Raw genomic sequence first — 25428 nt, 5'->3', positions numbered from 1 at the left:
AAAATTTTTCCCGTCGGTCAGATGGGGTTTATGAATTTTAATCAAACTGTAATTCTATGCGTGATCAGGTATAGTATCATAGCCAAAAAAGTACTTGCAATAATTCCTTTTCCCAGGTGATCTTTCCCCGATCGATACGCAAAACGTAAAAGCACTAAATTAACCAATACAGCTATAGTGTAGATGGCCATAGGCTTCTCGGGTAAAAAATGAAGTTCAAGATCCGTAAAACGTACTAAAATATAAGCCAATACTGGAGATACAGTACCGATACCCAATCCGATCCAGCTATTATTTTTCACGTTTATCGCCTCCCCTTGTATTTCCCAAATGATCAAAGCTCCATGAATTCAATTCTGGAATGGCGTGATGTGCCGTCATATCGAACTGTGTCGGAACGACAGATACATAACCATTGACCAATGCAAAACTATCGGTATCTTCTCCTCTGTCCTGCAAGACAAATTTACCCGTTGTCCAATAATAATCACGATTGTGTGGATCAATACGTTCATCAAATTCTTCTACCCAATGTCCTCCTGCCTGTCGGCAAATTTTAATACCTTTAAAACCTGCTGTTTGGGGAAAATTAACATTCAGCAATGTATTTTTAGGGAGACCGTTAGCCAGCACCTGCTCGGCAATAGAAATCACGTAGGGTCTGCAATAGCTAAAATCCGCATCGTGAGAAAAATTATCAAGCGAAAACCCCACAGAAGGAATCCCTTCAATGGCCCCCTCTACCGCAGCAGACATCGTACCGGAATATAAAACATTGATTGAATTGTTGAGCCCATGATTGATCCCCGATACACATATATCGGGCTTTTGCCCTTTAAAAACTTTATTTACAGCAAGTTTTACACAATCTACTGGCGTTCCTGAACACTGGTACATTTCAACCCCTTCATATAAATTGATTTTATCCAAACGTAGTGGCCTACCAAGTGTAATGGCATGCCCCATTCCAGATTGTGCCGAATCAGGAGCAACGACAACTACATTTCCGATTTTCTGCATCTCTTCCAACAGCACCTTAATACCTGGCGCTGTAATACCGTCATCGTTAACAACTAAAATATTGGGTTTCATATGTAAATAATTTGCTTTTTAGATGGTCATAAGGGACCCCCAGTCCTCTCGGTCCGTGTTTATACGTTTAGAATATGGGAATTTCTTCTTTACCATACACAAAGTTAGTAAATCTGAAACCGAGATGTAAATAATATTGACACAACAGGTAATTATTATCTGCAAAGGCCGCACATTAGGACGCCAAACAGTAAAAGCAACTGTGGAAAACAGCGGTTCAAACGAACACATGGAAGTTGGAAAAGAGCGATGAGATTTGGGTGCATCAAATGAGGATCAGATGATGACCAAATTCAATGTTTTGACAGTGCTTGTTCAGTGCTTGTTCAGTGAACACTGAAGGAATACTGACTGATTACTGTTTAAAAATTGGTTAAAAACTGTTATTAAGTAGAATTTGGTCGAAGTATATTGCAGTCATAATAGCCATGTCGATTATCTTAAAGTTGCTACCGCTTTCGGAAAACCAACCGATCACTACGACATCGTTTGCGTAAGATTGTATCGCAATTGACAAATATTAGCCCTAAATTTAGCATTCAAACAAAAATAATAATTCAGTTATGAGCATTAATTTTGAATCCCGCTATGCAATAGGGCCAAAGGAATACAAAACTTTAGATACACAAGGATTAAGGGAGAATTTTCTAATTGAAACAGTTTTTGAAGCAGACAAAATTAATTTTGTCTATACCCACTACGATCGCTATATGGCCGGTGGAGCAATGCCTGTAAGCTCAAAAATCAAATTAGACACCATTCCCGTATTATTAAAAGAACCTTACTTCCTTTCTAGAAGAGAGTTGGGTATTATCAATGTCGGTGGGAACGGTCAAGTCGAAGTTGACGGCATTATTTATGATCTCAATACCAAAGAAGCCCTTTATATCGGTCAAGGTGCTCAGGAAGTTTATTTTTCAAGCCAGGATGCTGCAAAACCAGCAAAATTCTATTTAAACTCTACACCTGCACATTGCAGCTACCCAACTAAAAAGGTAACGAAAGAAGATGCGAATAAACTAGAATTGGGTTCATTGGAAACTGCCAACCACCGTACGATCAACCAGATGTTATTGAACAAAGTGGTACAAACCTGCCAATTACAGATGGGCATGACTGAGTTAAAACCCGGATCTGTATGGAATACAATGCCATCCCACACCCACGATCGTCGTATGGAAGTCTATTTCTACTTTGAATTACCTGAAGGTCAGGCTGTATCACATTTTATGGGACCTATCGATGAAACCCGCCATATTTGGATACACAACGATCAGGCTGTAATTTCACCGCCATGGTCAATTCACTCAGGAGCAGGAACGTCCAATTATACATTTATATGGGGAATGGCAGGTGAAAATTTAGATTATGATGATATGGACAAATGTGCCATCACAGAATTGAAGTAATATGAAAAAAACACTCGTATTGAGTTTAGCGCTAGGGCTTTCAACACTTGCTTTTGCGCAGAACAACAAAACCATTACTGTAAACAACTCTTCCGCTAGCGCAAGAACAGAGTTGATCAGTATCCCTTATACTACATTTGAAAAACACTTCGCATTAAAAAACAGTGTATTTACTATTGTGGACAAGGATAAAAAGGAACTGGCCTATCAGCTTGAAAAACTAGGAAAACCGACGGCACAAAATATTTTGATTCAAATAACCGTTGCTCCTAGAAGCTCAACAACCTTTGGGGTTAATGGAAATAAACCCGCAACTGTCACCCCAAAGACTTATGCAAGATACGTCCCTGAACGCAAAGATGACTTTGCATGGGAAAACGATATTGCAGCGTTTAGAGCCTATGGAAAAGCTTTAGAAGGCAGCTCTGAGGATGCACAAGGTTTTGACTTCTGGGCAAAACGTAGCAATGATCTTATTGTTGACGAATGGTATAAAACTGGGGACTATCATGCCGATCATGGCAAAGGATTAGATTATTATTCCGTCGGACAAACCTTAGGTGTCGGCGATGCAACGCCATTTATTGACGAACAGGTCGTTTACCATAAGCATTATCGTCAATACGAGGTCTTGGACAATGGTCCGCTACGATCCACATTCAAACTTATTTATGAACCGGAAAATGTAAAGGGTCAACAGCTACAAGTCGAAAAAACAGTTTCTTTAGACGCTGGGAGTCAATTGAACAAGATAAGCTATTCCATCAAAAACACAACCGCTGCCGCTACGCCAATTGTTGTGGGGATCGCTAAAAGAAAAGAGGAAAAACCTCAAATTCTAAATGATGTAAAGAATGGCATTTTAGCCTATTGGGAGCCTGCAGAAGGAGATAAAATTACAGGAACAGCCGTTATTTTACCAAAAGTAAAGTATGTGTTCAAAGATAGCCCAAAACAATTTTTACTGGCAACCACCGTCAAAAATGATAAACCCTTAGTTTATTTTGCGGGTGCTGCGTTCAATAAAGCTGGCAAAATAGGGAATTTTGAGCAATGGCAGTCTTATGTAAAAACATTCAAAAACAATTTAGATCAACCATTAACAATAAAATATTCAAAATAATGTCCATACTGCAATCTTTTGACTTAAGTGGGAAAGTAGCCTTGGTAACAGGCTGCAAAAGGGGAATTGGCAAGGCAATTGCCGAAGCATTGGCTGAAGCTGGGGCAGATATTATAGGCGTTTCGGCGTCATTGGAAATTGAAGGCTCCGCAGTAGAAAAATCCGTAAAAGCATTAGGCAGAAATTTCTATGCCTACCAGTGTGATTTCGCCAAACGGACAGCGCTTTACGCGTTTATTGAAAAGGTAAAATCAGCGCATCCTGCGATTGATATCCTTTTTAATAATGCCGGAAATATACTTCGAAAACCTGCCGCTGAGCATCCTGATGAATACTGGGATGAAATCATCGAAATCAATCAAAATGCACAGTTTATATTGACGCGCGAGATTGGAAAGGACATGATTTCACGTGGAACTGGAAAGATCGTATTTACAGCATCTTTGTTAACTTTCCAAGGTGGTATCAATGTTCCGGGATATGCCGCTTCAAAAGGTGCTGTAGGATCTTTGGTAAAGGCTTTTGCGAATGAGTGGGCTTCCAAAGGTGTGAACGTAAACGGATTTGCTCCAGGATATATCGCCACGGATAATACCGAGGCACTTAGGGACGACCCTGAACGCTCTAAGTCCATTTTGGACCGTATACCTGCAGGTCGCTGGGGAACTCCAGAAGATTTTAAGGGGCCAGCCGTATTCCTCGCTTCAAAAGCTTCTGACTATGTACATGGAACCATCCTTACAGTGGATGGTGGTTGGATGGGAAGATAACAATCAACCTTTAAGATGAGTTTGTTTTAAGAGTCTTTATCCGGAGGGGTAAAGACTTTTTTTACAATTCTAAATCCCAGATTACTAAAAGATGCATTGGGACTAACCGAACCTATATAGACTGTATTAAAAGCAGCACAGCTATTTTTACTACACCACCAGGAGCCTCCTCGGGCATGGGCAATAGAGCGATCACCATCTCTTTCAAGTTTTCCGGCACAAAATTCAAAGACATTTCCAAAGATGTCATAAAGCCCCCATGGATTGGGTTTGAATTTTCCGACCGGAGAAGTATAGAGATAACCATCGGAATAATCAGCTTTCAAATGATCTCTACCATGCCATACATTTGCATAATCGCCCATATTCTCTTTACTGAAACCTTCAAAATAATAGCCTTCGCTTCCGGCTCTAGCTGCCACCTCCCACTCATCAAAAGATGGCAATCTACAATTTGCCCATGTACAATAGGCCAGCACATCTTTATAAGAGATACAGGTAACTGGGTGATCCATCTTGGCCGCAATTCCGCCACGAATTACACCATTCGGAAAGCGCCAATAGGCCGTACTATCCTGCAACCAGCGAAACTCCGCCAGGCCAGGCTCAAAGACCATGGCATTATGGTAGCGTTCTGCTAATGTCTTGTAACCCGTTGCCTGAACGAATTTTTCAAATTCGGCATTCGTCAGCTCAAATTTCGAGATCCAGAACGATTCGATATGCACTGTTCTTTTGGGATTATCTAAGCTTGCTGTATCGCCCAAATGATAGTCTCCGGCTGGAATTTGGATATAGTTTCCAGCTTGGGCTTCACATTGGAGATGTAAAACAATCAATCCTATCAAATAGAGTAATTTGCTCATCCTCCTTGCCGTTTGTTATAATACAAATTTGACGTTTCGAATACTAAAAATCCAACTGCACTACTTGCTTTTTTTCTCATCGTAATATTTAAGCGCCCGACTAAAGATCAGCGCCTCATTTTCTTTGTTGTAATTTAGATACGAATAATAATTACTGTCCTCTCCATACAACTTTTTAAATGAACTGGATTTTATAAATTCACTGTATTCACCACGTTTCATCAGTAATAACAGCAACGTCAATGCATCTTTATCCTTTGGTGTTTTCTTGGCATAATCAACAATAAAAGGGATCATCTGCCAGCCATTAATCTCCACTATGGCATGCTTATAATTTACCCCCATCCGTTTGCTCCGGACAATAGATTCCTGAATAAGCTTCATCACCGAATCCCTATTTTCCTGCAAAAAATCAGTCTGTCTTTGCGACCAAGAGGATTCATTAAAGCCGTCCAATAATGTAGCAAATATTTTTTTGTCGATCTGCGTCTGATACTCGGGTATAGCACAATTTTGCGCATATAGCTCGGCATGAATCATGGTATAGGTGAACTTTTCACGCAGCGTTAGCTTTTTAAAATCAACGGCTGAAATCGCATTTATTCCCGCATCTGTTGTTTCCTTATCTTCTTCGGGGATTATTGTTGAAATTAATGCTTTTACTTTGTCCAAACCGTAAGGCGGTATGGTCATTTTGCTCCGCAGCTCAATAGCGGCAGGATCCATAAAAAGACTATTGTCATCCGCACTATCCGTCTGTGCAAAACCGGTCCCCCAATACACGAAACACATAAACAATAAAACGATTTTTCTCATAGCATACGAATTAATATATTTTTCTCTATCATAAACCTCCCCAAAAAGCCCAGAATTAAACTTGAGACTCATACCGCTAACTAAACAAGCCTGATAGGTAAAAAAACAGGTTCTCACGAATGATTGCTTTTATTTCCAGGCTATTTTAATTATTCATTAAAGATCGTCTTATCTGAGCTTAAAAGTGAAATATTATTCCTGCAAAAATTATTCCTTAATATTTTCTTGAGATACCTACAAACAAAAATCCCCGGATTTAATAAAACCCGGGGATATCATGCTTCATTTACTTCCATTTATATCAAGAATATAAACCTTTCTTATCAATAAATTCAATCACCTTTTTAGGTGTAAAGAATTGAATATTCTTGTTTTCCTTGATTGCATTTCGCAAAAAGGTAGAGGATAATTCCATTAGTGGGGTGTCGGTCATCGTGATAGCGGGATGATCTTTAAATTTTTCATTATCGAACCCTGGTCTAGGATAAACATAAATCTGGTAATCACGCAAGATAATATCCGCATTCTTCCACTTTTCCAGCGATTCCAAATTGTCTTGTCCCATAAGTAGCACAAATTCCCGGTTTGGATATTTCTCGCTAAGATGCGTTAAGGTATCGATGGTATACGATGGTATTGGCAAATGGAATTCAATGTCACTTACTTTCAAATGATCACAGTCTTCCAAAGCCAGATTTAGCATTTCCAAACGGTCATAAGGGTCTGCTAAGGTGGACTTCTTTTTAAATGGATTCTGTGGAGAGACCACAAACCAAACTTCGTCAAGTCCAGTAAAATTGGCCATATAGTTAGCTATAATCAAATGCCCTATATGCACCGGATTAAAAGAACCAAAAAACAAACCAATCTTTCGCATGAACTTATTTATTGATAAATCCCATGACAATTTCTTCCGCATCGGCACATGCTGTAGCTAAATCAAAATTGTTCAATATGACATCAAATTTATTGGCATAGGAAAGTTCCAATTCTGCTTTCGCAAAACGCTCTTTCAGCTTTTCTTCCGAATCCGTTCCACGTCCTGTCAAACGCTCCTTAAGCACCTCCAATGATGGCGGTTGTACGAAAATAGAAATTGCCTGTTCTGGGAATTTTGATTTCAAACGTAATCCACCGACAACGTCGATATCAAAAATAACATGTTTACCTTCTTTCCAAATACGCTCAATTTCTGAACGCAAAGTACCATAGAAAGTCCCTGAATATACTTCCTCAAATTCGATAAACTCCTGTTTTGCTACCTTATGCAAAAATTCTTCTTTCGACATAAAATAGTAGTCCTTTCCATTTACCTCCTGCCCTCTTGGATCACGTGTACTTGCTGAAATGGAAAATTCAATCTTATCACCGTGTTTACTTAAAAGATCTCTTACTATTGTCGTTTTTCCAGCTCCCGATGGTGCCGAGAATATAATTAATTTACCGCTCATTCTTATAATACGTTGAGCAATTGCTCTTTTATTTTTTCCAATTCTTCTTTCATTCTGACCACGATCTGTTGAATGCCGGCATGGTTAGCTTTGGAACCTAAGGTATTGATCTCCCGCCCCATTTCTTGTGAAATAAATCCCAATTTTTTCCCGTTTGAATCCGCAGAATCAAATGCCTTTAAAAAGTAATTGCAATGGGCGCGCAATCGGACTTTTTCTTCGGTCACATCCAATTTGTCAATGTAGTAAACCAACTCCTGTTCAAATCGGTTCTGATCCACATTATCTTTACCCACCGTATCATTTAAAAATTGTTCAATACGCTGTCTGATCAAAGGAATACGTTCTACTTCTAAGGCCTCTACTTCTCCAAGGTAAGTTAAAATAAGCTCCGCGCGCTTCTTTAAATCTCCAGCAAGCACATTACCCTCGTCTTCACGAAATGTAGTAAAACGTTTGACCGCATCATAGAAAGCATCCATCAATACTTTGGATTCTTCGTCATCAACGGAATCATCATTATTGGTAATTACCTCAGGCATATTTAACGCCAGTTCAAACAGATTGACATTGGTATCGTTAAGTTCCAAAGCGATCTGCTGCAATTGACTGTAATATTTTTTGAGTAAATCAGCATTAATAGAAGATGCCTTCGCCGTTTGATCCGTGTATTCAACAGTTACATTCATGTTCACTTTACCACGCTCAATAAGTTTACTGCTCTCAGTGCGCAGGGTCAATTCTTTGTCCGAAACAACTTTGGGCAAGCGAAGATTTAATTCAAGGAATTTTGAATTTAAGGACTTTATTTCGACACTATATTTAACTTTACCGTTATCAGCGGAAGCCGTGCCATATCCTGTCATGGATTTTATCATATGCAAAGGTATGACTTTTCAGTAAAAATTGAATACCCTGCGTCGATTAATTGCTGATACTCCCCAAATTACCTTTCATTTATCTACCAGTCGTGCTTGGCTATGATAACAACTAAATAACTTTCATAAGGTTTGGCACCTTTACACTCGACGTAACCAATTCCGACATCGTATAGCGAAGCATTCCACTGATCCATGCCCAGTAAATGTGTGCGATGATGATAACCCGGAGCTTCCTTTCCAATAATTAGAGCCTTAATGCCAGCGGTAGCACTAGATCGGTTGGCCGCAATAGACTCAAAATTGTTTGCATTTCGTTTGGACAGCCATGTTGGGTTAAGTTGATATCCGGCTTCGTCAATGAAATAATTTGGTCCATACCCCTCAGGTGAAACATGGTCAAAATAGGAGCGCTTGGCCATATCTTTTGCCCGATAAACTGCAACCTCCGCCAACTCCTTATTCCAATTGAGTTTGGTCCGTTTAATCTTCTGCAAGTTGAAGAGCTTCAGCTCTTTCTTATACCGTTCTGGATTCGTACGGATTTTGTTCAGTAATTCATAGGCCTCGGTCGCCTGATGATGATCGACAACGATACGTTGGGCAAAAATAGACTGTGTAAAAAGCAGGGTAAATGCTAAAACCAAATAGTTCATACGTAAATAATATCTTCTTGAGTGAGCTGACGAGATATCCAAACTATCGTCTCCCCTTCGCTTTTATAGAGTCTAACCTCTTGTTTATAGGCAATGTTTGTACTTTTTGATAGGGATATTTCGTACCAATCCTTTAACCTTAAAAGACTGCATTTAGTATGTAACGTTTAATCTTTTTTTGTTTTTGTCTGCGAAAAAAACTGTATAAGCATGGGTATTAAGCTAATAAAGATAACCGCCAAAATAACAAGGGAAAAATTATGCTTAAAAAATGGTATTTGTCCAAAATAATAGCCAGCCAAAATAAATAACGAAACCCATAATATGCCCCCAAGTATATTATATTTTCCGAAGGTTGTATAGGGCATACGGCCAATGCCTGCCACAAATGGTGCAAAAGTCCTTATAATCGGTACGAATCGGGCATATACAATAGTCCTTGTTCCATGCTTAGCATAGAAATCTTGCGTTTTTTGCAGATAAGCCGGTTTAAATAACCTTGATCCAGGCTTAAAAACCCGAACTCCAAAATATTTGCCAATTTCATAATTCACAAAATCACCGAAGATAGCGGCAAAAATAAGAATGACTATAAATAATGGTAAGGAAAGCTGACAATCCGGACGGGCAATGATTGCTCCCAAGGCAAATAAAACGGAGTCACCAGGGAGGAATGGGGTAACAACAAATCCTGTCTCCGCAAAAATGATTAAAAACAAAATCAGATAAGTCCAATTTTCATAACTATTGATCAGTTGCAATAGATGCTGATCGATATGCAGGATAAAATCAATAAGCTGTGAAATGAATTCCATTTTTTTGATCTATAAAAAAAGGGAATCTTATTGGATTCCCTTTTTAGTTTTTATCTTTTCTTTTACAAGCTCGAAGATTATTGGCAATATGGATATAAAAATAATAATCAATACGACCTTCGAGAAGTTATCTCTTATAATAGGGATATTTCCTAAAAAGTATCCTGCTAGGGTTATACCTCCCACCCACAAGACGGCACCTACGACATTATAGGTAATGAAAGTACCATAATTCATCCTTCCAATACCACCAACAAAAGGCGCCAAGGTCCGTACGATTGGTACAAAGCGAGCGATAACAATTGTTTTACTGCCATATTTCTCATAAAAAGAATGTGTTTTGGCAATTTGCTCGTCTTTGACAACCTGTTTACCAAAGAGCTTAAATCTTGTAAGGCGCATACCAAAATGTTTACCGATAGCATAATTTAAGGAATCTCCAGAAACTGCGGCGATCAATAAAATGAGAATCATCAACCATACGTTAAGATCATTCGGTTGTGCGGCAAGCATACCTGCAGCAAACAACAACGAATCTCCCGGTAAAAAAGGCATTACAACCACTCCAGTTTCTACAAAAATGATGAGAAACAGAATAAGGTATGTCCAAGTCTGATAATCATTGACTATTTCAACCAAATGTTTATCGATATGGAGAATAAAGTCAATAAGATGCGTAACTATTTCCAAAGCGAAAAGACGATTAAGCGTTGTTTAACATAACCGGCATCACCAACATCAAAATATCTTCATGATCTTCAGATACAGCCGGAATCAATAAACCAGCACGATTTGGTGTACTCATCTCCAAAACAACTTCTTCACTTTCCAAGTTATTTAACATCTCGACCAAGAATTTAGCGTTGAAACCAATTTCCATATCATCGCCTTCAAATTGACAGGATAAACGTTCATGCGCTTCATTCGAGAAATCAAGATCTTCTGCAGAGATATGCAATTCACTACCCGAGATCTTTAGGCGAACCTGATGTGTGGTTTTATTAGCGAAAATCACCACCCGTCTCAATGTATTTAAAAACAATAGTCTATCGACAGTCAACTTATTTGGATTGACTTGAGGAATTACAGCAGCATAATCTGGGTAACGCTCATCAATCAACCGACAGATCAAATTGATATTACCAAAGCTAAAGAATGCATTGGTTTGATTATATTCAATAGATACTGTAATATCATCGGATGGCAATGAAGATTTAAGTAAAGAAAGTGCTTTTTTCGGTAAAATAAGGGATGCTGGTTTCTCCGCTCCGATATCCGTTCTTGAATAACGCACTAACTTGTGCGCATCAGTAGAGACAAAAGTCACATTCTTTTCAGCTAATTGGACCAAAACACCAGACATAGCAGGCCTCAACTCATCATTACTGACGGCAAAGATCGTCTTACTGATTGCTTCAGACAGAATAGGCGCTGGCATCTGAATGACTGAACCATTATCTATTGAAGGAATTTTAGGAAAATCGTCAGCATTCTCTCCACTCAATTTATATTTCCCATCACCGGCACTGATCTCAATAGCCAAGGTATTCATGTCTACTGAAAATGCTACTGGTTGATCTGGCAAAGTTTTTAATGTCTCGATCAAAATCTTCGACGGCATGGCTACTCTTCCCTCTTCCTTTGCTTCGATCTGTAAAGAAGTAACCATACTTGTTTGCAGATCCGTAGCAGAAATAGTCAAGTTATTGTCTTTTATTTCAAAAAGAAAGTTTTCCAAGATTGGCAAAACAGTACTTGTACTGGATGCACCATTGATAGCTTGTAACTGCTTTAATAAAATTGATGTTGATACAATGAATCTCATTTCCTGAATACTAATTATTATGTGCAATAATACACAAATTAATCAATATTTTTCAGTTTTATGGGCGCCTTTCTTTCCACATCAGGCGATTTCAATCGTTCAAATAAGCAATTGTATTTCAATTAATAAGCACAGCGCCAAAAGTATAGAAAGCAAATTGGGCCCAATAAATCACAATATTTATTACATTTGTATAATAGCAGTATTGTATGCAGTTTAAAGAGATCATTGGGCACAAAGACATCAAGGAACATTTAGTTCGCACAGTTCAAGAAAACCGTGTGAGTCACGCGCAATTATTTCTTGGTCCTGAGGGTTCAGGCAGCCTTGCTCTTGCTTATGCTTATGCGCAGTTTTTGAATTGCGAAAACCGGCAATTGACAGACAGTTGTGGCGAATGTCCATCGTGTCGAAAATATAGCAAACTGATCCACCCTGATCTTCACATGTCGTATCCTTTTATAGCCAAGCATAAGGAAGATACAGCAACAGATTATGCGGACAGCTGGCGAAAATCTTTTCTATCCAATCCCTACATGGGACTGGAATATTGGCGCAATCAGTTGGATGCGGACAATAAACAGGTGAATATCAATATTGCAGAGGCGCATGGTATCATCAAAAAATTAAGCCTAAAGTCCTTTGAAGCGGAATATAAAGTTTTAATTATGTGGTTGCCCGAATACTTGGACACACAAGGCAATGCGCTGTTAAAGTTAATCGAAGAACCACCCGAAAAAACGCTCTTTATTCTAGTTGCAGAAAATCAGGACAAAATATTAAATACGATCATATCACGTACGCAATTGGTCAAAATAAAGAAGTTGGATCACATGGAGGTCGCACAACATCTCAAGAGCGTATATCATCTTTCGGATCAGGAATCAGCTGAAATTGCGTTTATAGCGGATGGAAACCTGCAAGAAGCCATGAATCAAATTCAATCGCAAACAAATAATCATTTTGGCATTTTAGTCAATTGGTTGCGTTTCATTGTTTCAGATGCTGGAACCAATATGATCTCGTTAGTGGAAGAAGAACTCTCAAAAATGGGGCGAGAAAACCAAAAAAGCTTTCTTTTTTATGCAATTAATATGATGCGTCAAATTATATTAATCAAAGAAGGGCTTTCCAGTTTAGTGTTCTTACCGGCCAAAGAATTGGATTTTGTTCAGAAATTTGCAGTACACTATACCGTTGAACAAATTGAAGCAACAATAAATCTATTTGAGGAAACACATTATTTTGTAGAAAGAAATGCAAATCCCAAAATATTATTTTTAGATTTATCTTTGCAGTTAACATTAATATACAAGTACAAAACGTTTCCGAAAGGAACTCAATATATATAAATAGAAAACTATGGGATGTGGCAGTTGCTCATCCGGCGGAGGTTGCGGTACTACCACGACAAATGGTACACCGGCAGGATGTCAGAACAATGGCTCTTGCATGACTAGCGGATGTAATAAATTAGATGTATATGACTGGCTTTCCGATATGGATATGCCTTCAAACTATAAACCATTTAATATCGTCGAAGTACGATTCAAGGGATCACGAAAAGATTTCTTTATTAATGTAGACAATACCTACCTAGAAATGGGGGAAATGGTGGTCGTAGAACCTTCTACCGGTGGCTATGATGTCGGACATGTCTCCTTAACAGGTGAATTGGTCAGACTACAATTAAAAAAGAACAATGTTACCCCAGAAATGGTAACTAAAAAAATCTATCGGAAGCCCAATGAAATGGATGTAGAGAAGTATAACGCAGCAAAAGATCTCGAATGGGAAACGATGCACAAAGCCCGTAAACTGGCTTTGGACCTGGGTTTGTCCATGAAGATTTCTGATGTTGACTACCAGGGTGATAAAACCAAGGCTACCTTCTACTACACAGCTGAGGGCCGCGTGGATTTCCGTGAGCTTATCAAAAAAATGGCCGAATCTTTCAGGATACGCATAGAAATGCGCCAGATAGGTATGCGACAAGAAGCTAGCCGCCTCGGTGGCATCGGCTCCTGTGGTCGCGAACTTTGCTGTTCAACCTGGTTAACGGATTTCAAAACGGTTTCTACATCGGCAGCACGTTATCAAAATCTTTCGTTGAATACGTTAAAATTAGCGGGCCAATGCGGAAAATTAAAATGCTGTCTCAATTATGAATTGGATAGCTACATGGATGCTTTAAAAGACATCCCAAATAATATCGACCGCATCGAAACACAAAAAGGAGTTGCTTATCTTCAAAAGACCGATATCTTCAAGAAAATGATGTGGTTCTCTTTTCCTGGAGCTGAAAATTGGATTGCCATCCCCGTTCAACAAGTCAAAGAGCTTGTCGAAATGAATAAGCAGGGAATCAAACCGGAAGCTATTTCGAGTGCAGTAGATAACGATGAAGTCAGAGAAGAGAAAAATATCAACTACGATTATGAAAATGTGGTCGGTCAAGATAGCTTAACGCGACTTGATGATCGGAATAAAAGAAAGAAAAAAAGAAAATCAAAAAGCAACACAGTCAAACCGGAAAATAAGGCTGGACAAAAGACTGAAAAGTCGGACCCAAATCCACCCAAACAAGGGGGAAAACCTCAGGTAGCGAACGATTCTACAGCACCTACGGTGAATAAAGACAATAAAGAAGGTGGGAATAGACCAAAGAAACGTTTTAACCGCCATCGGAATAAAAACAAAGGTAATAACAACAATGCTGCTCCAAAAGCAGAATAAAAAAAAATATGCCTAATTTTAACCCATTAGGCATATTCTTTTTATAAATAAACATGAGACTCAAACGCACACCATTTCTTATTGGTATATTATGTATTTGCATAGGGGGTTCTTGTGAACAGACTTCCATTATAAATGATAACAAACCCATTGATAATAAAGCTTGGTTGAATACATCACCGTCTAGCTTTCAATTTCATATTAGCGATAAAGCCAAACGATATGATGTATTAATGGATGTCCGTCATACACCGGAATATGCCTTTTCGAACCTTTTTATCCTGATCTACCAACGTGGTCCAGATAAGAAGCAATCTATTTTCCGCAAAGAAATAAAAATGGCTCGATCCGATGGAAAATGGCTCGGAAAATCCTCAGGGAGCTTATATAATAACCAATCCATAATCCATAAAGATTACCTATTTCCGGATACAGGTATGTATACTATTTCCATCATGCAGAATATGAAAGAAAATCCGTTGAAAGAAATCACCGACGTCGGACTAACGGTTATTCCAAAATGATTGCTTTTTTACGTTATCTATTATTCCCCTTTTCGATCCTATACGGCTTAATCATATGGCTAAGAAATAGACTATACGATTTCAAGCTGCTCAGCTCAAAGTCATTTGAAATTCCCACGATTGTAATCGGTAACCTTTCTGTCGGAGGTACAGGAAAAAGCCCAATGACTGAATTTGTTGTTTCGAGCCTCAAAGATCAGTATAAAACAGCAATACTTAGTCGAGGCTATGGGCGGGTGACTAGCGGATTTCATTTGGTAAAGACCGATTCGCTAGCAAACAATGTTGGCGATGAACCCTTACAATTCAAAAATAAATTTCCATCGGTTACCGTTGCGGTTTGTGAAGACCGCTGTACGGGAATAGAAAAACTTCAATCAGATCATCAACTGATTATTCTGGATGATGCCTATCAGCATCGAAAATTATCGCCGCTTTTTAATATTCTATTGTTTGATTTTTTATCATTTGGTAGTCCCATGTTTGTTTTTCCTACAGGAAACTTTAGGGACTTACTGATTGAAGCCAAACGGGCGCAGATTATAACAATTACCAAATGTCCAATAGATCTCTCGAACCCTGATAAAAAGCGTATAGAACATAAAATCAGACGCTATAATAAGAACGCATTAATTACTTTTAGCCATATAAATTACTTTCAAGCCATTGACAGCGTCGGAAATACGATCGATTTCAACGACAGCGATGTTATTTTGGTTACAGGCATTGCCAAACCGCAACCGCTCGTGGATTATATCAAAAAGAAGGCAAATTTGGTCAAACACCTATCTTTTGGGGATCATCATACTTTTAGTGAATCAGATATTGAACAAATTACAAAATCCTACCGAAGCCTAGCTAGTAGTAACAAAATGCTGTTGACTACCGAAAAAGACTTTCAGCGGTTAAAACCATTTCAACAACAATTGGCGGCTATTGATTTGGCCTATCTTCCAATAGGCCTACAATTTCATGATCCTATCCATAAAGAACTATTCCTTAAAACAATCCATAATGCAGTAGCTCAAAGTGTTAATCAACCTTAAATTTTGTTAAGATAAATTGCTATACTAAACTTTTTCCTCAAATTTATATTCAATAGGTAAACGAAACTACTTAAAAGTCTTTTCGGTCCATAGGGATGGACAATAAACAAATAGAGTGCACAATTACAATGATTGGCATTCATGATATAAACTATACAAAGATGAAAAAGAAAATTTTAATGGCAGTAGCCTGTTTATTATTAAGCGCTACAGGAGTTTTTGCGCAACAACGTCAACAACGCAGTCCTGAGGAACAAGCTAAAATGCGTGTAGAGCATCTTGACAAATTACTTAGCCTCAATCAAACACAAAAGGATTCGATCTATAACCTTACATTGACCCAAGCGCAACAACGGGCTGCTCTTCGAAACGATGGCGGAGATCGCAAGGCAAATATGGAAAAATTCAAACAGCTTCAGGAAATACAAACAGCTAAGATCAAATCTTGGCTTAGTCCCGAACAAGGTAAGTTATTTGACGAACAACAAGAAAAAATGAAGGAAAGAATGTCTAAACGTTCCGATAATTAATGATTAAAATTCTTTTAAAGAAAGGCTCTTGTTTTATGTACAGGGGCCTTTTTTATTGCTTGTATCTATTTTGTGTATACCATTATTTATCCATACAAGTCTTAGTCAATGCAGTATATTTTAATCATCACGAGGTGATCGCGCCGAACAAGATATCCGGCATCGGATAAATCATCGTTACCTTGTTTTGTTTATCCTAAAACAAAACCAACGTATTTTTTTACAATCTATTAACACATTATCCTGTGTTAAAAATTTGTTAAAGTAACAACTTTAATACAATATAAATACCAATTCAAAGTTTTATAGTAAAACAGTGTAATTGTAACTTTTTAAATACAATAGATATGAAAAAGCTAATTTTAACAGGAATCGGATTCTTTTTGGCCCTCAGCCTAACATTTGCCCAACAGGGTACTCCGGAGGAAACTGCGGCAAAAGCAACAACTGAACTTGTTCAGAAACTGAATCTGAATGATGAGCAAAAGACTGCAGTATCAACTATATTATTGGATCAGGCAAAAACCGAGCAAACGATAACAAAAGACAGTAGCTCCTCTGCTGAAGTAAAAAATGAAGCACTAAATAAGCTTCAAAGCGAGGTAGACACCAAAGTCAGCCAGCTGTTAACCGAGGATCAAAAAGCACTTTACCAAAAAATAATTGCTGAGAGACCGGCGAAATCAGCCCCTGGGACAAAACAACCAGTAACAACTGACCCCACGCGTTAATAGTGAAAAAAATAGAGAATAAACATTGAATAATTTCATCTAAAATTAAACATCATGAAAAAGCTATTTTTAACAGGTATAGGTTTCTTTCTAGCAATGAGCCTAACATTTGCACAACAAACAACCCCAGAAGAGAATGCAACCAAAGTGGTGACCGAATTAGTGACAAAGCTAACATTAAACGAAGAGCAAAAAACAGCTGTGTCAACCATCGTATTAAACCAAGAAAAGGCTATTGCAGCCGTTATCCAGGACGCGACAGCTACAGCTGATGCCAAAAAGGAAAGCATAACCAAAATTCAAGGTGAATCCGATACTAAGATAGCACAACTGCTCACCGATGAACAAAAGACAGCTTATCAGAAATATGTCACAGAGAGACCCCCAGTAAGTATTCCTGCGACTCAAGAAAAAACTGAACAAAACGAATCCGGCAACGGACAGAGCAATCAATAACAACAATCGTTCTATTAAGAATGAAAAACCTCTGGACTAGATTATGTCCAGAGGTTTTTTAATACCTTACAAGAGCTTAAATGCATTAAAAAAGGGCTATCCAATCATCTTGGACAGCCCCTTTTGTTTACTGCTTACGGTAATTGACATTAAGATTTCAATTTTTTCATAATGTCACTTACATAAGTCTTAAATTTCTTGTCAGTTTCAATTAAATCCTCTACGGTTTGACATGCATAAATGACTGTCGAGTGGTCTCTTCCTCCGAAGAAAGCTCCGATCGATTTTAGTGAAGATTTGGTATGAGCTTTTGCTAAATACATCGAAATTTGCCTGGCCTGCACGATTTCACGCTTCCTAACTTTCGACTTTACCATATCTACAGGAACTTCAAAATATTCACAAACTAATTTCTGAATAAAGTCCATTGAAATTTCCTTATGGGTATTCTTCACAAAGTTCTTCAACATCGATTTTGCTAAACCCAAATCGATCTCTTTCTTGTTCAATGTAGATTGAGCCAATAATGAAACCATAGCTCCTTCCAATTCACGAACACTGTTATCGATTTGTGTTGCGACATATTCCACTACATTTTCAGGTAAATCAATACCGTCAGAATACATCTTCTTCTTCAAAATTGCCATTCTCGTCTCAAGATCAGGAATCTGAATATCTGCAGATAATCCCCATTTAAAACGACTAAGCAAACGTTCCTCCAAACCAGCTAAATCCTTAGGCGCCTTGTCTGAAGTTAAAATAATCTGCTTTCCAGATTGATGCAAATGATTAAAAATATGGAAGAAAATATCCTGTGTTTTTTCTTTACCAGCAAAATTATGCACATCATCCATAATGATGACATCCATTGCTTGATAAAAGTTAACGAAGTCATTGATTGTGTTATTTTTCAATGAATCCACAAACTGTTGACAGAATTTTTCACAAGACACATAAATGACCAGTTTATCGGGAAGATTTCTCTTGATTTCATTTCCGATTGCTTGGGCAAGGTGTGTCTTTCCTAAACCAACATCACCATAAATCATCAAAGGGTTGAATGAAGTACCACCCGGTTTATTCGCCACAGCATATCCTGCAGAACGAGCAAGACGGTTACACTCACCTTCGATAAAATTTTCGAATGTATAGTTTTGATTCAATTGCGGATCAACCTGCAATTTTTTCAATCCAGGAATAACAAACGGATTTTTGATATCCCTATTTAAAGATACCGGCACAGGGATAGATTGCCTTTTCCCTTCTGCTCCATTGCCATTCGATGGAAGATTAGTCGTATAAGGATGAGAAGCTGAAGACTTCTCCACTACAATATTGTATTCCAATCTACCTTGTTCTCCTAGGAATTTCTTTACGGTCTTGCGAAGAATTCCTACATAGTGTTCTTCCAACCACTCATAAAAAAATAAGCTAGGCACTTGAATAGTCAAAACGTCACCCTCCAAACGGACTGCTTTCACAGGTTCAAACCAGGTCTTGAAACTTTGTGCTGGTATATTATCTTTGATAATCGAAAGACAATTATTCCAGACACTTGAATACGTTTTTTCCATTCTAAAATTGTTAATAAGTTGATTTACAATACGCGACAAAAAATATGTTGATAACTTTCTCTGAGAACGAAGATGACAAAAAAAAATCAGCTAAAAAACTAAAATATAAAATAATTGATAATACATTATATATCAGTATTTTACCGTGTAAAATTGTGGAAAACTAGCGCTAAAATTGATCTCTAAAAATAATTATTAACATTCCAAATTTATTTCAAAAAAAAGAACAAAAAAAGTAGCAAACTTACTACCTATCAGTCCTTAAGGTCTAAATCTAAATTAACCAAAATAATAGCTAATTACAATCTTTAGTTCATATATTTTTAATATTAAATTTATAAGAATTTAAAGCCAACTTAACATCATTGTCAGAGGACTATTAAAGTTACGCACAACCTTAAAACAAAAATCAATGCGGATTATAGGACAGAAAAAAACAAATTGTAACAGATGAGATGAGTTCTAAATTCAAACATCCCTACCCTTGAAAAATGAAAAAGGAGATCNNGATCTCCTTTTTCATTTTTCAAATGTATAGCTCTTATCCGACCATTGAGCTGGTCAATTTTCCATTGCAAAGTTTTTTGGCTTCTGATACGATAGCATCAGCATCGTAGTGTGCATGCTTCCACTGTGCATTTTGTTCAGCATGCTCAATGATCTTATCCGGAATACCCAAACGAACAACCTGGCTATGATATCCGTGATCGGCCATAAACTCCAATACAGCCGAACCTATGCCCCCCTGTAAACTTCCATCTTCAACCGTGATAATTTTATCAAATTTCTGAAAGACCTGATGAAGCAAAGCTTCATCCAATGGTTTAGCAAATCGAAGATCATAATGCGCTGGATGTATTCCCAGTTCATTTAACTGCTGTACCGCTTTAACAGCTTCATTTCCTATCGCTCCAAAACTTAAGATAGCAAGCTCCTCACCTGCTGATATAAGACGCCCCTTTCCTATTTCTATTTCTGTAAATGGGCGACGCCAGTCTGGCATAACACCATTTCCTCTAGGATATCTAATAACAAACGGACCTTTATTGGGTAACTGCGCTGTATACATTAAATTTCGTAACTCTTCCTCATTCATCGGCGCAGAAACCGTCATATTTGGAACACAGCGCATAAAAGCGATATCATAAGCGCCATGATGTGTCGCACCATCCGCACCGACCACTCCCGCACGATCCAAACAGAAAACAACATTCAGATTTTGTAATGCAACATCATGGATGACTTGATCATAAGCGCGTTGCATAAACGACGAATAGATATTACAGAATGGTAATAATCCCTGTGTTGCGAGTCCCGCACTGAATGTAACTGCATGCTGCTCAGCAATACCAACGTCAAATGCACGGTCAGGCATAGCTTTCATCATAATGTTCATGGAAGAACCAGAAGGCATTGCAGGCGTGATCCCCACAATCTTATCATTTTCTTCCGCAAGCTCAACTAAAGTATGTCCAAAAACATCTTGAAATTTAGGTGCTACCGGTTTATCATTCAAAGACTTCTTGATCTCACCCGTAATTTTATCGAATAGACCTGGAGCATGCCATTTCGTCTGATCTTTTTCAGCTAGCGCAAAACCTTTTCCTTTGATGGTGACGGCATGCAATAATTTAGGCCCCGGTATATGCTTAAGGTCTTCAAGGGTCTTAGCCAATTTCTTGACATCATGCCCATCAACCGGTCCAAAATATCTAAAATTTAAAGATTCAAAGAGATTGGCATTTTTTAATAAAGTTCCCTTTATGCTTTTTTCCAATTTTTTGGCAATACCAAGTGCATTTGGACCAACTTCCGAAATCTTGGTCAATACAGCTGCGATATCGTCTCTAAAACGATTATAGCGCTTGGAGGTTGTTATACTTGTCAAATACTCCTTCAATGCGCCTACATTAGGGTCAATGGACATGCAGTTGTCATTCAGAATAACCAAAAGGTTTGATTTCGAAATACCGGCATGATTAAGTGCTTCAAATGCCATTCCACCAGTCAAGGCACCATCACCGATAACCGCGATATGCTGACGATCCTTTTCACCCTTTATTTGGGAAGCGACTGCCATGCCTAATGCTGCAGAAATAGATGTTGACGAGTGTCCAACACCAAATGCATCGTATTGAGATTCAAAACGGTTAGGAAAACCCGAAATTCCGTTCTCAATTCGATTTGTATGAAATATATCGCGACGCCCCGTTAGGATTTTATGCCCATAAGCCTGATGACCTACATCCCAAATCAATTGATCGTATGGGGTATTCATTACGTAATGTAACGCCACCGTTAACTCGACGACTCCCAAACTTGCTGCAAAGTGACCACCATTAACCGAAACCTGATCAATAATAAATTGACGTAATTCCTGACTTAACTGTTCTAATTGGTCTTCCTTTAGCTTTTTAAGATCAGAGGGATCGTTTATTTTACTTAATAGTTCTCCAGCCTCAAACTGCATAGTACTGCTATTTACATGATATGTTCGTACAAAGTAACGACAATTTTATTTAATCTTTAAAATAAATCGCATTTACATATTGATGAACAACAAATAAAATAATGAATAGTTTGTATCGAAGTTATTCCAAAAGATTTTATATGTAAATTTGTATAAGATATGCAAGTAGAAGAAGGCTACGAAATCAAGCTTCCTCAATTTGAGGGACCTTTTGATTTATTATTATTTTTTATCGAACGGGATGAACTAAATATCCACGATATACCGATTTCAAAGATTACAGATGATTTTTTATCGTATGTGAGCCAAATGCAAGCGCTCAATATGGAAATGGCAAGCGAGTTTATCTTTGTTGCTTCTACACTGATGCGTATCAAAGCTAAAATGCTATTACCTCGTCTGGATCTGGACGACAATGAAAATGAAATCGATCTTAGAGAAGATCTTGTTCAAAAACTTATTCTCTATAAGCAATTTAAAGAGACCTGTGAAGAATTGAGAGTCTTGGAAGAAAATCGTCTCAAACTATACAGCCGAGGCAACATACGCTATGATATCCAACAAAGACTAAAATTAGATTCTACCGGAGAAAATTTGGATAGCTTCGACCTCTATGGTCTAATGATGATTTACGAGCAAATGATGTATCAATTTCGTAATCGTCCCCCTGAAGTAACCCATACAGTTGTCAAATATCCATACACCATTGAACAACAGAAGAAAGCAATTGCCGAACTGATTGAAATCAATAAAAAATTAGATTTTCAAGAAATTCTTAAAAACTCAGAAAATAAAATACAGTTCGTCTATAACTTTTTAGCGATTCTCGAAATGCTCCAGCAGCGATTATTACAGATCGAAGTGGGCTTAGGCTATAACAATTTCAATGTAGGTGAAAGAGATCCAAATGAGACGGAGGAACTCCTGTTTGAGGAGGAAGAAGCATAAAAAAAGACCTGTTTTGAACAGGTCTTTTTCGTATTAATCTTTTTTCTTAAATGCATTCCAGCCTTGTGCCGTTATCGGATAAAGATTCCCAGATTTGGAAATCATCTCACAACCTTCCGATCTTGGCGTCATATAACCAATAATACTAATATCAGGTAAATTCTTAATTTTATCGTGATCCGATTGCGCTATTGTAAACAATAACTCATAGTCCTCACCACCATTAAGTGCAGCTACGGTTGGATCAATGCCAAATTCCCGCCCCGTATCATAAGTCATCTGATCCAATGGAATTTTTTCCTCATATAATCGGCATCCTTTATCTGATTGTCGGCAAATATGAAGAATTTCAGATGCAAGCCCGTCCGAAATATCCATCATCGCTGTGGGCTTGATCCCTAGCTTGGCAAATAATTCAACAATGTCTTTCCGGGCTTCAGGTTTCAATTGGCGTTCAACGATATAATCCTTTCCTTCCAAATCAGGTTGTACATTCGGATTTTCTAAATAAATCTCTTTCTCACGTTCCAAGAGTTGTAAGCCCATATAAGCTGCACCGAGGTCACCGGACACACACAATAGATCTCCTTCCTGTGCTCCACTACGATAAACGATCTGATCTGCATCAGCATAGCCTATACTTGTCACAGAAATAACCAGCCCCTGTGCTGAAGCCGAAGTGTCACCCCCGATTAAATCGACATTATACTTCTTACAGGCAATCAAAGCTCCTTGATAAATTTCCTCTACGGCTTCTAATGGAAATTTAGAGGACATACCGATTGAAAAGGTAATTTGAGAAGCTATTCCATTCATCGCATAAATATCGCTCAAATTGACTTGAACAGCTTTATAACCTAAATGTTTTAATGGTACATACCTAAGATCAAAATGAATCCCTTCCAACAATAGATCAGTCGATACCAAAGTCTTCTTACCTTCGAAATCCAAAACAGCCGCATCATCCCCAATCCCCTTCACAGTGGATTTCTCTGTCAATTCAACAGCCTTACTTATATAATCAATCAGTCCAAACTCGCCCATTTCCTCTAGATTGGTCCGCTCGGTATTATCAAAATCAAACATGCTAAAAAGTTTAAAAGTTTAATATAGGTAATGCCAGATAATCATCTTTGACTGATGCATTAAGATGGCATTACAAAACAAGTATAGCTATAAGTCCAATGAATTTATATGCTTATCCAGCTAAGCGTCTTAATTACAAGCTAATACAAACATTCATAAAAATTGTTTGTATTACATTAAAAATCAATAATCTACGATAGCTAATCGTAGCAAAAATACAACAAATCTATAGTCCTAAGCGCGCTGATATTTCCAACATACGTTCAATAGGACGTTGTGCACGAAGAATCACATCCTCAGGAAGAAGAATTTCAGGGGACTCATACTTTAGACAGTTGTATAGCTTTTCAAGCGTATTAAGCTTCATATGCGGACAATCATTACATGCACAGGCATTATTAGGAGGAGCAGGAATAAAAGTCTTATGTGGACTCGCTTTTTGCATTTGGTAAAGAATGCCTGATTCTGTAGCAACAATATAAGCCTGGGCTTTATCTGTTTGGGTAAATTTAAGCATTCCAGCAGTCGATCCCACATAATCAGCTATCGCGAGTATATGATCTTCACACTCTGGATGGGCAATAAACTTAGCCTCGGGGTGCTCGCTTTTCAAACGGTCAATTTTATCTTGAGAAAAAATTTCATGCACCATACAAGCTCCATTCCAAAGTACCAGGTCACGTCCTGTTTTCTTCTTAACATATGCACCTAGGTTGCGATCTGGACCGAAAATGATTTTCTGATCCTCAGGAAGACTTTCAACAATCTGAACAGCGTTGCTTGATGTGCATACAATATCTGAAAGAGCTTTCAATTCAGCCGTACAATTTACATAGGTAATCACCAAATGATCAGGATATTGCTCTTTAAATTTAGCAAAAAGATGTGGTGGGCATGAATCTGACAATGAACAACCGGCTTTAGCATCTGGCAAAAGAACCTTCTTCGTCGGTGAAAGTATTTTAGCCGTCTCAGCCATGAAATGTACTCCAGCAAAAACAATTACATCTGCATCGGTTTTCGCAGCTTCCTGCGATAAGCCAAGACTATCTCCTATATAATCTGCTATATCTTGTATTTCAGACTCTTGATAATAGTGAGCCAAGATGACAGCCTTCTTTTCTTTCTTTAAGCGTTGGATCTCCTTAATCAAATCCAGTGAGGGATCAATCGGAGCATCGATATAACCTTTTGCTTGAAGCTCATAATTTACAATTTCCATGCGAGTAGTTTCAACTTTTATGAACAGCAAAAATAAGCATTGTTATATATATAAAAGTCAATTAAAAGCAAATTAATCAAGTCGTGGTAATATACCTCTCGCTTCCATTTGATCCATTAGTAGATTATAGTGAATAAAACACTGATATAAAACCTATTATTAATTAGTAACAGATTACAACGTGTTTGCTAAGTCGAGCTCATTGGATAATGTCAGTTTGTAAATTTGATCGAACAATGGTAACTTTTGTCCAATTCCATGATTTTGTAGAACTGACAGCAAAATATGTATTGATCATGCAAAATAAACATTTACAAGCATTAATAGTTAAATTAATTTACATAAAGTTTAATTACACAGTATTATGCCCATATAAACTCTTTTAGACTTGGATATTTGGAAAA

26 protein-coding genes are annotated in these 25428 nt (G+C 37.9%); 11 read left to right on the top strand and 15 right to left on the bottom strand.

Going from position 1 to position 25428, the window contains the following annotated elements; all coding sequences use genetic code 11:
- Positions 1–41: 41 nt before the first annotated feature.
- Both B2O97_RS21860 and surE read right to left on the bottom strand, forming a co-directional pair.
- Entirely contained in the window at positions 42–302 is a 261-nt protein-coding gene (locus B2O97_RS21860) for a hypothetical protein (protein WP_046672577.1), read from the bottom strand.
- Positions 292–1092 carry a 5'/3'-nucleotidase SurE gene (surE, locus tag B2O97_RS21855; RefSeq protein ID WP_286768122.1) on the bottom strand — a complete coding sequence of 267 codons (801 nt, stop codon included), beginning with the start codon at positions 1090–1092 and terminating at the stop codon, positions 292–294. Before surE ends, B2O97_RS21860 begins: the two co-directional genes overlap by 11 nt.
- Before the next feature lie 563 nt (positions 1093–1655).
- Here surE and kduI point away from each other — a divergent pair.
- Genes kduI through B2O97_RS21840 form a run of 3 tightly spaced genes read left to right on the top strand, consistent with a single transcriptional unit; the run spans position 1656 to position 4394 of the window.
- A complete protein-coding gene (gene kduI / locus B2O97_RS21850) occupies positions 1656–2501 on the top strand; it encodes a 5-dehydro-4-deoxy-D-glucuronate isomerase (protein ID WP_286768121.1) in 846 nt (281 codons plus the stop codon).
- 1 nt (position 2502) lies between these two features.
- Positions 2503–3624, top strand: coding sequence for a DUF4861 family protein (locus tag B2O97_RS21845; RefSeq protein ID WP_286754199.1), 1122 nt, complete (start codon positions 2503–2505; stop codon positions 3622–3624).
- A 5-nt stretch (positions 3625–3629) separates the two neighbouring features.
- Entirely contained in the window at positions 3630–4394 is a 765-nt protein-coding gene (locus tag B2O97_RS21840; RefSeq protein WP_286768128.1) for an SDR family oxidoreductase, read from the top strand.
- Positions 4395–4420: 26 nt separating this feature from the next.
- Here B2O97_RS21840 and B2O97_RS21835 read toward each other — a convergent pair whose 3' ends face one another.
- From B2O97_RS21835 to dnaN, 9 genes are all read right to left on the bottom strand, one after another.
- Positions 4421–5260 (bottom strand): SUMF1/EgtB/PvdO family nonheme iron enzyme, encoded by an 840-nt coding sequence (locus B2O97_RS21835; RefSeq protein ID WP_286768120.1) that lies wholly within the window; start codon positions 5258–5260, stop codon positions 4421–4423.
- Between the two features lie 60 nt (positions 5261–5320).
- A complete protein-coding gene (locus B2O97_RS21830) occupies positions 5321–6076 on the bottom strand; it encodes a hypothetical protein (protein ID WP_286768119.1) in 756 nt (251 codons plus the stop codon).
- Positions 6077–6377: 301 nt separating this feature from the next.
- Positions 6378–6953: a nicotinate (nicotinamide) nucleotide adenylyltransferase gene (gene nadD / locus B2O97_RS21825; protein WP_070562618.1), complete on the bottom strand. Its 576-nt coding sequence runs from the start codon at positions 6951–6953 to the stop codon at positions 6378–6380.
- A 4-nt stretch (positions 6954–6957) separates the two neighbouring features.
- Positions 6958–7527: a guanylate kinase gene (gene gmk / locus B2O97_RS21820; protein WP_286768118.1), complete on the bottom strand. Its 570-nt coding sequence runs from the start codon at positions 7525–7527 to the stop codon at positions 6958–6960.
- A gap of 2 nt (positions 7528–7529) precedes the next feature.
- Entirely contained in the window at positions 7530–8405 is an 876-nt protein-coding gene (locus B2O97_RS21815) for a YicC/YloC family endoribonuclease (RefSeq protein WP_112375171.1), read from the bottom strand.
- A gap of 83 nt (positions 8406–8488) precedes the next feature.
- A complete protein-coding gene (locus B2O97_RS21810; RefSeq protein WP_070562622.1) occupies positions 8489–9061 on the bottom strand; it encodes a CAP domain-containing protein in 573 nt (190 codons plus the stop codon).
- Between the two features lie 167 nt (positions 9062–9228).
- Positions 9229–9876, bottom strand: coding sequence for a DedA family protein (locus tag B2O97_RS21805; protein ID WP_070562625.1), 648 nt, complete (start codon positions 9874–9876; stop codon positions 9229–9231).
- Between the two features lie 27 nt (positions 9877–9903).
- Positions 9904–10566: a DedA family protein gene (locus B2O97_RS21800; RefSeq protein WP_083295820.1), complete on the bottom strand. Its 663-nt coding sequence runs from the start codon at positions 10564–10566 to the stop codon at positions 9904–9906.
- 13 nt (positions 10567–10579) lie between these two features.
- Entirely contained in the window at positions 10580–11701 is a 1122-nt protein-coding gene (gene dnaN, locus B2O97_RS21795; protein ID WP_046672565.1) for a DNA polymerase III subunit beta, read from the bottom strand.
- A gap of 209 nt (positions 11702–11910) precedes the next feature.
- Between dnaN and B2O97_RS21790 the strand changes: the two genes are divergently transcribed.
- The 7 genes from B2O97_RS21790 to B2O97_RS21760 all read left to right on the top strand — a co-directional run bounded on the left by B2O97_RS21790 (position 11911) and on the right by B2O97_RS21760 (position 17724).
- A complete protein-coding gene (locus B2O97_RS21790; protein ID WP_070562628.1) occupies positions 11911–13053 on the top strand; it encodes an ATP-binding protein in 1143 nt (380 codons plus the stop codon).
- 10 nt (positions 13054–13063) lie between these two features.
- Entirely contained in the window at positions 13064–14437 is a 1374-nt protein-coding gene (locus B2O97_RS21785) for a PSP1 domain-containing protein (protein ID WP_172462425.1), read from the top strand.
- Between the two features lie 53 nt (positions 14438–14490).
- Positions 14491–14961, top strand: a complete 471-nt coding sequence (locus tag B2O97_RS21780) for a gliding motility lipoprotein GldH (protein ID WP_070562634.1) — start codon at positions 14491–14493, stop codon at positions 14959–14961.
- Entirely contained in the window at positions 14958–16007 is a 1050-nt protein-coding gene (gene lpxK, locus B2O97_RS21775) for a tetraacyldisaccharide 4'-kinase (protein ID WP_286768117.1), read from the top strand. The genes B2O97_RS21780 and lpxK overlap by 4 nt, the downstream gene beginning before the upstream one ends.
- A 161-nt stretch (positions 16008–16168) precedes the next feature.
- The gene (locus tag B2O97_RS21770; protein ID WP_046672560.1) at positions 16169–16537 is read left to right on the top strand and encodes a hypothetical protein; all 369 of its coding nucleotides are present in this window, start codon (positions 16169–16171) and stop codon (positions 16535–16537) included.
- Positions 16538–16884: 347 nt separating this feature from the next.
- Complete coding sequence (locus tag B2O97_RS21765; RefSeq protein WP_112375167.1) at positions 16885–17268, top strand: hypothetical protein; 384 nt, start codon at positions 16885–16887, stop codon at positions 17266–17268.
- 54 nt (positions 17269–17322) lie between these two features.
- On the top strand, positions 17323–17724 hold the full coding sequence (locus B2O97_RS21760) for a hypothetical protein (protein ID WP_070562646.1): 402 nt from the start codon (positions 17323–17325) through the stop codon (positions 17722–17724).
- 149 nt (positions 17725–17873) lie between these two features.
- Here the strand turns inward: B2O97_RS21760 and dnaA are convergent, their stop codons facing one another.
- Both dnaA and dxs read right to left on the bottom strand, forming a co-directional pair.
- Positions 17874–19298 carry a chromosomal replication initiator protein DnaA gene (gene dnaA, locus B2O97_RS21755; protein WP_046672557.1) on the bottom strand — a complete coding sequence of 475 codons (1425 nt, stop codon included), beginning with the start codon at positions 19296–19298 and terminating at the stop codon, positions 17874–17876.
- A 541-nt stretch (positions 19299–19839) separates the two neighbouring features.
- A complete protein-coding gene (gene dxs / locus B2O97_RS21750) occupies positions 19840–21768 on the bottom strand; it encodes a 1-deoxy-D-xylulose-5-phosphate synthase (protein ID WP_286709791.1) in 1929 nt (642 codons plus the stop codon).
- Positions 21769–21927: 159 nt separating this feature from the next.
- On the opposite strand from dxs, the gene B2O97_RS21745 reads away from it, so the two are divergent.
- Positions 21928–22716, top strand: a complete 789-nt coding sequence (locus tag B2O97_RS21745) for a segregation and condensation protein A (protein WP_286754207.1) — start codon at positions 21928–21930, stop codon at positions 22714–22716.
- 33 nt (positions 22717–22749) lie between these two features.
- Here B2O97_RS21745 and thiL read toward each other — a convergent pair whose 3' ends face one another.
- A complete protein-coding gene (gene thiL, locus B2O97_RS21740) occupies positions 22750–23802 on the bottom strand; it encodes a thiamine-phosphate kinase (protein WP_070562660.1) in 1053 nt (350 codons plus the stop codon).
- 226 nt (positions 23803–24028) lie between these two features.
- Positions 24029–25024 carry a quinolinate synthase NadA gene (gene nadA / locus B2O97_RS21735; protein WP_046673170.1) on the bottom strand — a complete coding sequence of 332 codons (996 nt, stop codon included), beginning with the start codon at positions 25022–25024 and terminating at the stop codon, positions 24029–24031.
- Between the last annotated feature and the right edge of the window lie 404 nt (positions 25025–25428).

It is taken from the genome of Sphingobacterium sp. UBA865 (assembly GCF_002295765.1).
Lineage (GTDB): Bacteria > Bacteroidota > Bacteroidia > Sphingobacteriales > Sphingobacteriaceae > Sphingobacterium > Sphingobacterium multivorum.
Note: the sequence above shows the minus strand (reverse complement) of the source record. Positions and strands in the feature narration are given on the sequence as shown.